Here is a 10392-nt window from a genome sequence, read left to right as displayed (position 1 = left end):
GGGTGTCAGCGTCGTGCAGATGGATGTGTGCGTCGATCAGCCCGGGAAGCACGGTGGCGCCGCCACCATCGACCACGGTGGCGCCGCCACCATCGACCACAGTGGCGGCGGCGCTTGCGCCGGCGGATCCAGCGGGGGTAACGGAGACGATCCCGCCGGCGTCGAAGGTGACGTCCATGGGGAGGGGAAGCGAATCCTCGCCGTCGAAGACGCGGACTCCCGTGATACGGGTGCGGGTTGTCATCGTCCGGTCTCCAGCCATCGGTGCGCGGCCTGTTTCATCTCGACTTCCTGATCGCTGCCCTTGGTCGCGAAGACGCCGGTGACGGGGAATCCACTCTTGTCGAGCAGATAGGCCAGGGCGGCGTACTCGGACGGGTACTTCGCGGTGGTGCCGGCGTCGATGTCGACGATGCCGCAGGGGAAGGTGAACGAGCCCATGTCGTAGATGCTGCGGCGGTCGACGATCTTCCAGACACCATCGCGCTTCTCGATGCGGTCGAGGAATCGATTGTGACTGAGGCAGCCGAGCTTCAGTGCCACGTTCTCGGCGACGATCATCGCATTCGTCTCGGCGACCGCCCGGTTGCCGTGAAACGTCACCACCGGAGACGTGATCACGTGCTTCGTCCTCAGATCCGACGCACCCATTCGTGCCGAGGCGTCGACGAAGTCGGTGAAGAGCCCTGTGAACCAGGTGATTTCGATGATGCCGTCGGGGTGGAACAACTCCCGCATCGCGTCCCATTGAGCGAGGTCGCGGCGGATCCAGCCGGTCATGAGGTCGTCGATCGCTCGACGGTCGGCGAGATAGGAATCCATCAGGAAGCTCCACTTTCATGCCGTGGGAATGCCGGGAGTCCGGCGTGACGGGTGGGGCCGAGAGCTGCAGGCATGTCGATCACTCCTCGGGTTGCAGTGCGGTGGAATGGAACAAGGTCAGGCGAATGCCGTCGTCGAATTGTCGCCAGACCGCGGTGGCCCGCGCGCTGATCTGGCGCGAGCCCGTGGCGAACACGACTTCAGCCTGCATGCGGTAGGTCAGAGCAATGGCCGATCCCAGCTCGGTGACCCGGTGATCCTGTGCGGTGACGGTGGCATAACGGAATTGGCCGGTGGCCAACTTCGTCAGGTAGTCCGTCTTCGTGTCGACCTCACCGGACGAGTGAATGTACAGCGCGGTGTCGGCGATGAGGGCATCGAGGGTGTCCAGGTCGCCGGCGACCATCGCCGCGAGGCGGTCTCGGTCGGATGAGCGAGCTGCGGTCAGGAGAGCAGCGTCCCCGGTCATCGCGCGTCCGCCGGGTCCGGTCGGTGATCGAAAATCTTGTCCCGGCACAGTGCGGTCAGCGTCTCGCGGACACTGTGATCGAGGCGGGTGTGGCTGTCGCGCAGGATCTCCGCCAGCCGTCGGTAGAAGGTCTGCGGCACGATCCCGAACTGCGGCAGGATGTATTCGTCGCCACTGTCGAACGGAGCCCACTGAAGCGCGAATCCGACGAAGTCGCGTGCCCCGGCGATCCCTGGGCGCGGGTATTGTTCCGGCTGCGTCACCGTTGCCATGATGTTGACCTCTGTCCTTACGTGCTGGAGGCGGACTGTGCATCGACGGAAGCGGCAAGGGCATACGCTTCGCGCACAGCGGGCACGAGTTGTGTGGCGGCGGCCGGATCGGCGCGCTCGGTGACGAGCCGGAGAATATTGCCGCTGCGGCGGTCGGTGGGGACGTCGTCACCGCGCGCAGCGATGAGGGCGTGAAAGTGCCGGTGGTTCTCGCCGAAGACCATCAGGTAGGTGGCGGGGGCGCCGGTGACCTTGGTGACGGCCGCGGTCAGGTCACGAGCCCGACGGCCGAGAGTGCTCACTTCGTCGTCGTCGAGACCGGTGATCCGCTCGGCGTGCCGACGCGCCCGGAGAACGAACCAGCCGGGTACTTCCATGCCGGTCACGATCTCCGCGGCCCACAACTCGTCGCGGAACACCACCCGGGTGTCGTCGGCCTGTTCCATGGCGCACAGCAGGCACTCGGTGTGCGCGGTCTTGTCGGACTTGGGATGCACTTCCTCGGTGAGGGGTCGGGTCGTTGGGGCCGGTGTGGCCGAGGGGAGGAGCGTGCACTCGGTCGCGAAGGCGAGTTGTTTGTAATGCAGTGCGGCGCCGGTGAGGTGGTGATCGAGACAGTGACCGACACCGTCGATGATCTCCGAGTGGATTCTGCGGCTGTCTCGGAACTTCGAGAGGAACAGTTCCCGAGCGTCGATGGAACTGTCCCAGAGGGCGTCGAACTCGGCCAAGGCATGGTGGACGGGCACGTCGATCGTCGCCGCCACGTCGGTGAGCCTCTGCGCGGCCCACCTCGGTGCAGCCGCCAATTCCACCATTGGTGCCGCTGCGTACGACGACCGCGCTGTCTCCACCGCGTCGGCGCTGTAGCTGCCTGCCGGCCCGTACCAGAGCTTTTCGCGTTCGGGCACAGGCACATCCACCACACCGCCGAGTGGGAGGGCGGCGAGCGCCTCGGCGGCGCCGTGTTCGGGGATCCGAGCCCCCATCCCGGTTGCCGACACACCGACGAGGTTCCACGACGGACGGCGTGCCGCGATCTCCAGGCCGATCATGCCGCCGATCGAGTGCCCGACGAGCACGACGGAGCTGGCGCCGACGTCCGCAATCAGATTCGAGATGGCTCCGTCGAGCAACTCGGCCTGCTTTTCGAAGGTGTTCTCGTCCTCCGGCAGGAGATCACTGTCTCCGTATCCGGGCCGGTCGATGGTCAGCACCCTGTATCCGTTGCGATTCGCGATCTCCACGAACGATCCGGCGATCGATCCCGGAACCTCGAAGTAGCGGCCGGTATAGAGGCCGCCGTGCAGTCCGACGAGCAGTGGTGCGTGCAGGTTCGGTGTGGACGCGGGGTGCAACCGTGCCGTGACCGCGTAACCGTCGACCACCGTGGTGAGTCGTTGCATGGGAATGTCCGTTCCTCGTATCTCAGATGAGGGGGGTGATCTGGTCGTCGCGGCCGAGGAGGGCCTTGCCGTAGACCTCGTAGTTGACGGCGGGCAGGGTGACGGCGTGGCGGGCCGCGACGTTCGAATCACGCCAGATTCGTTGCAGGGGATTGTTCTCCCCGAAACTTCCGGCACCGTGGGCGGAGATGAGGATGTTGATGGCCTTGGTGATGTGGTCGAGGACCCAGCCGGTGTCGGCGCGCACCCGGGTGCGGGTGAGCTCGTCCGGGTAGACACCGGCGACTGCGGCGCTGTCGATGTCGTCCGCGGCCCGGTAGGCGTGCAGGTGTGCGGTGTCGATGAGCATCGCGGCTTCGGCGATCTGCAACTGGAAGGCCACCGAGTCCGACTGCGCGGTGTAGAAGGTGTAGGCGATGGCCTTCGTGTCGGCCTTGGCCGCGACCAGTTCCAGTGCCTTGCGGCCCATGCCCAACTGCGGTCCCGCCAGTACCAGGGACAGCAGCGGAACGAACGCCGACCGATACAGGATTTCGTCGGTGTGTTCGGTGGCGTAATTACCGCCGATCGCCGCCGGGACCGGCATGATGCGATGATCGGGGACGAACACGTCCGTGGCGATCAGGCAGTTCGACCCGGAGGAGCGCATGCCGGCGACGAACCAGGTTTCCTCGAAGCCGAGGTCGGCGCGGGGGATCAGGGCCAGTCCCTGGTCGATGACTTCCCCGTCGGCGTCGGTGATGGGAATTCCCAGGACGGCCCAACTCGCGTGCCAGGATCCGGAGTTGTAGTACCAGCGGCCGGTCACCTTGAAGCCGCCGTCGACCTTGACTGCTTCTGCGGTCGGCGACAGTACGCCGGAAACCTTCGCGTCGGGGGTGGTCGCCCAGACCTCGTCCTGCGCCTGCTCGGGGAACAGCCCGGTCAGCCAGGCGCAGACATTGCAGAGGGTGACCACCCAGGCGGTGCCGCCGTCCGCCGCGCCGACCGCCGCCGAGACGTCGAGCATGGTGCGCATGGACGTCTCGTATCCGCCGTAGCGGCGGGGCTGGGCGATCTTGAAGGCTCCGGCTTCGGTGAGGGCGGTGATCGATTCCTCGACCACGCGGCGATCTGCTTCGCCTTGGGCGGAGTTCTTCGCCAGCAGCGGTTGCAGTTCGCGGACGCGGTCGACGATCTCGGCGGAGGTGGGGACCGTGATGTGCGGGGTGTCGGTGACGGTAGTCATCGGAAGTCCTTCTCAGGCTCAGGGGTGGGGGAAGACAGACGCGGCGGGAATGTCCGTCGTGTCAGTCGGAGGTGCAGGCGGTGATGTGGTCGACGATGGGGCGACGGGGGCGTTCGGAGAACCTCGAGTGGGTGCCGAAGGTGCGGTTGGCATAGACCAGCGGGGGCCGTTCGACGTTGCAGGCCTTGGTGACCAGGCCGATCAGGAGCAGATGGTCGCCGCCGTCGACGGTGTTGTACAGCTCGCACGCCACCCAGCCTGCGGCGTCGTCGACGCGGGGCAGGCCGGTATCGGTGTGCCACGGTGTTCCGGCGAACCGCTCGCCGCCGGTTCCGCGGCTCGCGAACCGCATCGCGAGGTCTTCCTGCCCGTGGTGGAGCAGATTGACCCCGAATCGGCCGGTGGCCACGATCCGGGCGAGCAGCGCGGACCGGCGGTCGAATGCCACGGTGACCAGCGGCGGGTCCTGCGACAACGCCGCGAACGAGCTCGCGGTGGCCCCGTGAGGGCCGTCGCCGTCAGTGGTCGTCACGATCGTGACGGGGGCGCAGACCCGGGCCATCAGATCCCGGAAACGCTTCGGGTCGATGCCCCCGGCGACTACGGCGGGGTCGATGTCGGATGCGGTGGTCATGATTCTGCTCCCCGGGTCATGGGTGGGCGGGTCAGTGGGCGCCGACGAGAACGGCCATGGGGTCCGGCAGGTCCGCTTTCAGGGACCACGCGCGGTTCGTGAGTTCGTCGACGGAGGCACCGCCTCGGCGGGCAGCGAGCATGGCTTCGGGGTCGAAGGCCGGTCCAACCGAGTCGCCGGCGTATTCGGGGCCGTGCATGTACTCGGTGGCGTGCTCGGGCTCGGCGAAGTTGTCGATCTGCATTTCGACGAAGCTGCCGTCCGGGTCCTGGTAATACAGCGAGGTCGTGACGCCGTGTGCGATGGAGACGGCGGGCAGCACGCCCTTGTCGCGGAGTTGTTCGTAGCGGGCGAGGAGGTCGTCGAGGTGGTCGAAGGTGTAGGCGACGTGATGGGCGGCCGCAGTGGTCGGGCTCTTGCGCTCGAGCGGCACGGGCGGGGTCAGCAACGCAACCCGGTGGTGCTCCTCATCGAAGGTGATGAAGCACAGCGCCTTGTCCTGGTAGACCACGTGCCCGTCGAGGACGGTGCAGTACCAGTCCCGCATCTCGGTGGGCTGGCCGGTCTGGAATACGACGTGTGCGAACTTCGGCTTGGCCGACATAACGGTTCACTCTCCTGGAGGTGGGGTGCGGTGAGCACCGTTGGCGAGGCGATCGGTCGTGTGAGGTTGTCCGACAACGTGTTCGGCTGTGCGTCTCACCGGCACCGGGCGTGTGCAATCCAGTGGGGCGGGACGCTTTTGCCGGCTCGTGTTAGCTAGCTCACTTCCGGTTGAGATTCACGTTAGAGGCAGCGCCGGGATGTGAATATCCGGTTTGCGAGTCCGTTCGTCCAGTAGGCGAACCGGGTAGTGCCACCAGGGCGTGGGCAGCATGCAGGCGCCGATCCTGCGGGGGTCGGCGTGTGACTCGGCGGGGGACGCGTCGGCAGGGCCGTGGATCAGGCCTGGCGGATTCCCAGTGTCCGTGAGGGAGGTTCGCCGAACTTCTGCTCGTAGTACTGCGCGAAGCGACCGAGGTGGTTGAAACCCCACCGGAATGCGACTTCGCTGACCGTGCAGCCGGGTTCGTGCTTCAGCAGATCCGCCCGCACACCGTCGAGCCGGAGATTGCGCACATACTCCGACGGGCTCATCTCGAACCGGTCGAGGAAGAGTTTCTGCAGCTGCCGGACCCCGACCCCGGCAGCCTCGGCGAGGTCGGCGACCGTGTGCTGAGCCCCCGGTGCCTCCTCGAGAAGATCGAGGACCTTGCGGACTGCCGCCGGATTGTCGGTGTCTTCGCCGACGTTGAGGATGGCTTCGCTCATGGAGTGGCCCTGATTGACCAGCAGCCCGCTGATCAGAGCCCGCTCGAGGTGGCTGACCTGAGCGATCAGGGCCGGATCGGGCACCGGACCGGGATCGGCGATCGTGTCGAGCAGGATCTGCAGTGTCGAGGCCCACCGTCGACCGGCGGGGGTGGTCAGATCGAAACCGATGTCGAAGCGCACGCTCTTGTTGAGCGGACGACCCAGGATCCGAGCGAGCTCCTGCTCCAGTGCCGTCCGGTCGATCTTGATGCTGACCTGCGTGTTGTCGGCGGCCCACCTCGATAGAAAGGTGTGCTCGTTCGGGGTGTACACCGCAGCTTTCTGCGGGGTGGCCAGCACTTCCCGACCGCCGCAACTGGTCGCCAGGGAGCCCGACAGCGGCAGGTCGATGTGGTAGCCGCCGACGTCGCCCGGGTCGATGAGGACGTCGGCACCGAAGCGGACGATGCCGACGGTCATGTGGTTCAGGCGTACTGCCAGCATCTGTGCGTCCGACAACTGCCGGGTTCCGCCGATGATCTCGAGTCGGGCCGGGTAATAGGCGTCGTTGATCTTGGCGCGATACACGTCGAAGTCGTCGGTGGCGCAGAAGATCCCTCGCCGCGACTGTGCAGTCTCGGCGGTCAACGCTGACGCCGGCAGTTCGACCATGCTGATCCTTGCTTCCTCGTGTACCGGGCCCATGATACGAGCACTGTTGTGCTGCGGACCACCACCAGGCGCTTCGCGGGACGGACGACCTGGTGCGCGTATCGGATAGTCCTGGAGCGTGCGCCCGCCCTATGGTCGACCATGACCCGGGTCACACCCTAACGCTATGCCGGCACCAGCCGGGCGGATCCACCCCGGCCCGCCATCACGACGAACGAAACAGAGGACTTCATGCGCATCGCCAATATCGACAACCGGGCCGCCCTGATACTGGGAGAGGCCGGTGCCGAGCAGGCGGTAGATCTCGCCACCGCATCGCGGGGCCGATTCGGCCCCTCTCTCGCCGAGACCTATCGGGTGTGGGCAGACGTCACCGCGTGGGCCGCCGCCGAGGATCTCACCGCCCTGGCAGACGGCGGATTCGCGATCGACCGGACCCGGCTCGGTGCGCCGTCGCCGGAACCCCGGCAGGTGTTCGCGATCGGCTTGAACTACCACGAACATGCGGCCGAGTCCGGGTTCGATTCGCCGACGACACTTCCGCCGGTGTTCACCAAGTACACCTCGAGCTTCGCCGGACCCGACACCGAGGTGATCCTCCCAGACGGGGGCAACGTCGATTGGGAGGTGGAGTTGGTGGTCGTCATCGGACGCGAGGCCCACCGAGTTGCACCCTCCGATGCGTGGTCGTACGTCGCCGGGCTGACGGTGGGGCAGGACATCTCCGAGCGACTCTCGCAGTTACGCGGACCTGCAGCGCAATTCGGGCTCGGCAAATCATTCCCCGGATTCTCACCACAGGGCCCGTGGCTGGTCACGCCCGACGAGTTCGCCGACCCCGACGATCTGGAACTGGGCTGCGCCATCGACGGCGCGGAGGTCCAGAAGAGCCGCACCAGCGACCTGATCTTCCCGGTGTCGGAGTTGGTCGCCGCGCTCTCGCACACCGTCATTCTCTATCCCGGCGACGTGATCTTCACCGGGACCCCCGCCGGTGTGGGAATAGGACAGAAGCCGCCTCGGTATCTGCAGTCCGGCGAGCGGCTGCACAGCTGGATCGAAAGAATCGGTGAGCTGAACCAGCGATTCGTCGCCGACCCGCATACGAAGTAGCCCACGTCTGGATCACCACTACATCAGCGGGATTCGGTCTCCTCGCGCTCGCCCGTCCGGCTGCAGCAGCCAACCGTTGCGTTTGCGGGTGCGCAGCGTGACCGAACTGTCGGTGATCTCGCCGGGGCGCAGGATGTGTTCGAGACGGGTCTGGGTGGCCATCAGGTCGGCCATGTCAGCGACCCATGCCTGCACGGCGAAATTGGACGGCCCGGTGAGGGATACGCACATCCGGATGTTTCCGTCCCGGCGCAACTGCCCCACGATGTCGTCCAGCTTTTCGCCGGGCAGCCGGCACCACCACGTCACGCTGATCGGCCATCGGGTGTGCCACTGCGCCACCTCGCATCGGACGGCCAGATCCCCGGAACCGAGCAGTGTGGCGAGGGCGCGCCGTGCCGTCGACGACGGACGGTCCAGTCGTGTGGCGATCTCGGCGGCGCTCGCGCGACCGTCGTAGAACAGTTCCTTCTCGACGGCCGCGAGCAGCGGTGTCGGTCGCGGCCGCGGATGGGACAGACCGAGGTCCGGTCGGGCGGCCTGTCGCAGGGCGGTGACGGCCTCCCGCTGGCCCGGATCCAATGCATCCAGACGCCACCGGCTGCCCTCGAGGTGCACCCGCACGCCGAGGTGACTACGGGTCGAGGCGATGCCGGGTATCCGGTTGAGTACGTCGACCAGAAACGCCGCCAGTCCGTCGAACGATCCACCGTCGACGGTCAGCAGTAAATCACGTCCGCGCGCGGCGTGTTCGATCGCGATGACCTGCCGAGTCTGCTCGAGGCGCGCGACGACGTCGTCGAACGAGTCTCGGACACAGTCGACTTCGACGAGCGCAACGGACGAGTAGCCGCTGAGCAGGCCGGGCACCGCCAGTGCCGTCACCCAGGCGAGGCCGGCGTCGCGGAGTCGATTCCATCGATTTGCCAACGTCATCGGTGAGGCTCCCAGGATCGGGGCCAGCGCCCTCCAGCTGCCCCGCGGCCAGATCTGCAGCGCGTGGATGAGCGCCATGTCGTCTTCGGTCAGATCGCTGTGCACGAATATCTCGATTCTTCCCTGACAAATGAGCATAACTATCGGATCCGGAGATGTCGGCGGTTCTGCGCCCAGGATGACGCAATCACCTTTCGTCATGATCCGACCATCCGGAGGCATCTTCCGTGGACCCAATAGGCAAGACCGTAGCCGTCGTATCCGACCGGCCCCGCCCGGGTGACGTTCCCGAGCGCGGTGCTGCGCCCCCTTCTCCGCCCGGACCCCGGCGTCCGGGTCGAACACTGGCGAGTCTGGGTGCAGGCGTTGCCATCGAATGGTACGACTGGAGCGTCTACACGACGTTCGCAGTGTTCTTCGCCGGTCAGTTCTTCGCCGGAAGTGGAAGTTCCGCGGTTTTGAAAACCCTCGCTGTCTTCGCCGCGGGCTTCGTCGCACGCCCGATCGGCGGCTTCGTCCTCGGCTGGCTCGCCGACCGCAGGGGCCGAAAATTCGCGATGATGTGGTCGATCAGCCTCGCCGCCGCAGGCAGCGTGGGTATCGGTGCCATCCCGACCGCCTCTTCGATCGGAGTGCTCGCGCCCATCCTCCTGGTTTCGGCGCGACTGCTCCAGGGCTTGGGTACCGGCGGTGAAGTACCCACTGCGCAAACCTATCTGGCCGAGGCCGCTCCACCACATCGGCGTGGCCTGTGGTCGAGTGCAATGTACATTTCCATCTCCCTCGCCGTGCTCTTCGGAACGATACTCGGCGCCGTACTGAGCGCCGCCCTCACCGAGCAACAGATGTCGTCCTTCGGCTGGCGCATCCCGTTCCTGATCGGTGGCGCGCTCGGCCTGATCATCCTGGTCCTGCGATCGTCGCTTCCCGAGACTGAAGTGTTCGAGAAGACACGCACGCACTGCGGGCACTCGATCTGGAAGGAAATCTGCCGGCACCCGGCGCTCCAGCTCCGCGTCGTGTGCTTCTGCGTCGGCGGCACGGTCGTCTACTACGTGTGGGCCGTCGCCGCGCCCGCCTTCGCCATCTCCGAACGGGGCATTGACCCGACGTCCGCGCTGTGGGCCGGCTCCATCGCCACGGTGCTGTTCATGATCGCGCTCCCGTTCTGGGGAGCGCTGTCCGATCGGATCGGCCGCCGCCCGGTACTCCTGATGTGTTTCGGCGCACTCGTCATACTGATGTTCCCGCTGAACTGGATGATCCGCGACGACGCCTGGCAACTGTTCGTGGCGATGAGCACCGCGCTGATCTTCGTCGCGGGGCTCGCCTCGATCACTCCCGCGGTCCTCGCGGAAATGTTCCCGACCAAGATCCGGGCCGCAGGCACAGGCGTCCCGTATTCGATCGCCGCAGCTCTTTTCGGCGGCACCGCACCATATCTTCTGTCGCTGTTCGACCAGTTGCACCTTCCCGCAGCCTTCCCCCTCTACGCGATCGGCCTGATGGCCGTGTCCGCCGCCGCGGTCTACCTCATGCCCGAGACC

Annotated in this window: 11 protein-coding genes and 1 pseudogene; 2 read left to right on the top strand and 10 right to left on the bottom strand. The window is 66.3% G+C overall.

Annotated elements, in window-relative coordinates:
• The 9 genes and pseudogenes from ACFTZB_RS37665 to ACFTZB_RS37625 all read right to left on the bottom strand — a co-directional run.
• Positions 1-244 (bottom strand): annotated as a pseudogene (locus ACFTZB_RS37665) (hypothetical protein); the annotation flags it as partial.
• Entirely contained in the window at positions 241-822 is a 582-nt protein-coding gene (locus ACFTZB_RS37660) for a nuclear transport factor 2 family protein (protein WP_378439796.1), read from the bottom strand. The gene ACFTZB_RS37660 and the pseudogene ACFTZB_RS37665, both read right to left, overlap by 4 nt.
• 79 nt (positions 823-901) lie before the next feature.
• A complete protein-coding gene (locus tag ACFTZB_RS37655) occupies positions 902-1291 on the bottom strand; it encodes a nuclear transport factor 2 family protein (protein WP_378439794.1) in 390 nt (129 codons plus the stop codon).
• Complete coding sequence (locus tag ACFTZB_RS37650) at positions 1288-1563, bottom strand: hypothetical protein (protein ID WP_378439792.1); 276 nt, start codon at positions 1561-1563, stop codon at positions 1288-1290. The genes ACFTZB_RS37655 and ACFTZB_RS37650 overlap by 4 nt, the downstream gene beginning before the upstream one ends.
• A gap of 17 nt (positions 1564-1580) precedes the next feature.
• Positions 1581-2969 carry an alpha/beta fold hydrolase gene (locus ACFTZB_RS37645; RefSeq protein ID WP_378439790.1) on the bottom strand — a complete coding sequence of 463 codons (1389 nt, stop codon included), beginning with the start codon at positions 2967-2969 and terminating at the stop codon, positions 1581-1583.
• 22 nt (positions 2970-2991) lie between these two features.
• On the bottom strand, positions 2992-4197 hold the full coding sequence (locus ACFTZB_RS37640; protein ID WP_378439788.1) for an acyl-CoA dehydrogenase family protein: 1206 nt from the start codon (positions 4195-4197) through the stop codon (positions 2992-2994).
• 61 nt (positions 4198-4258) lie between these two features.
• The gene (locus ACFTZB_RS37635; RefSeq protein ID WP_378439785.1) at positions 4259-4831 is read right to left on the bottom strand and encodes a flavin reductase family protein; all 573 of its coding nucleotides are present in this window, start codon (positions 4829-4831) and stop codon (positions 4259-4261) included.
• Between the two features lie 31 nt (positions 4832-4862).
• A complete protein-coding gene (locus ACFTZB_RS37630; protein ID WP_378439783.1) occupies positions 4863-5435 on the bottom strand; it encodes a VOC family protein in 573 nt (190 codons plus the stop codon).
• Positions 5436-5773: 338 nt separating this feature from the next.
• Positions 5774-6796 carry an AraC family transcriptional regulator gene (locus ACFTZB_RS37625; protein ID WP_378439781.1) on the bottom strand — a complete coding sequence of 341 codons (1023 nt, stop codon included), beginning with the start codon at positions 6794-6796 and terminating at the stop codon, positions 5774-5776.
• 231 nt (positions 6797-7027) lie between these two features.
• Here ACFTZB_RS37625 and ACFTZB_RS37620 point away from each other — a divergent pair, with 231 nt between their 5' ends.
• On the top strand, positions 7028-7909 hold the full coding sequence (locus ACFTZB_RS37620; protein WP_378439779.1) for a fumarylacetoacetate hydrolase family protein: 882 nt from the start codon (positions 7028-7030) through the stop codon (positions 7907-7909).
• Positions 7910-7927: 18 nt separating this feature from the next.
• Here ACFTZB_RS37620 and ACFTZB_RS37615 read toward each other — a convergent pair whose 3' ends face one another.
• On the bottom strand, positions 7928-8950 hold the full coding sequence (locus ACFTZB_RS37615; protein ID WP_378439777.1) for an Lrp/AsnC family transcriptional regulator: 1023 nt from the start codon (positions 8948-8950) through the stop codon (positions 7928-7930).
• Between the two features lie 122 nt (positions 8951-9072).
• Between ACFTZB_RS37615 and ACFTZB_RS37610 the strand changes: the two genes are divergently transcribed.
• On the top strand, positions 9073-10392 hold a 1320-nt coding region (locus tag ACFTZB_RS37610; RefSeq protein ID WP_378439775.1), incomplete at its 3' end, for an MFS transporter.

This window comes from Rhodococcus sp. NPDC057014 (assembly GCF_042673295.1).
Lineage (GTDB): Bacteria > Actinomycetota > Actinomycetes > Mycobacteriales > Mycobacteriaceae > Rhodococcus_F.
Note: the sequence above shows the minus strand (reverse complement) of the source record. Positions and strands in the feature narration are given on the sequence as shown.

Excerpts from the sequence above, each read along its gene's own strand:
- ACFTZB_RS37660 (WP_378439796.1), bottom strand. The coding sequence starts at position 822 with ATGGATTCCTATCTCGCCGACCGTCGAGCGATCGACGACCTCATGACC.
- ACFTZB_RS37630 (WP_378439783.1), bottom strand. The coding sequence starts at position 5,435 with ATGTCGGCCAAGCCGAAGTTCGCACACGTCGTATTCCAGACCGGCCAG.
- ACFTZB_RS37635 (WP_378439785.1), bottom strand. The coding sequence starts at position 4,831 with ATGACCACCGCATCCGACATCGACCCCGCCGTAGTCGCCGGGGGCATC.
- ACFTZB_RS37640 (WP_378439788.1), bottom strand. The coding sequence starts at position 4,197 with ATGACTACCGTCACCGACACCCCGCACATCACGGTCCCCACCTCCGCC.
- ACFTZB_RS37625 (WP_378439781.1), bottom strand. The coding sequence starts at position 6,796 with ATGGTCGAACTGCCGGCGTCAGCGTTGACCGCCGAGACTGCACAGTCG.
- ACFTZB_RS37655 (WP_378439794.1), bottom strand. The coding sequence starts at position 1,291 with ATGACCGGGGACGCTGCTCTCCTGACCGCAGCTCGCTCATCCGACCGA.
- ACFTZB_RS37645 (WP_378439790.1), bottom strand. The coding sequence starts at position 2,969 with ATGCAACGACTCACCACGGTGGTCGACGGTTACGCGGTCACGGCACGG.
- ACFTZB_RS37620 (WP_378439779.1), top strand. The coding sequence starts at position 7,028 with ATGCGCATCGCCAATATCGACAACCGGGCCGCCCTGATACTGGGAGAG.
- ACFTZB_RS37650 (WP_378439792.1), bottom strand. The coding sequence starts at position 1,563 with ATGGCAACGGTGACGCAGCCGGAACAATACCCGCGCCCAGGGATCGCC.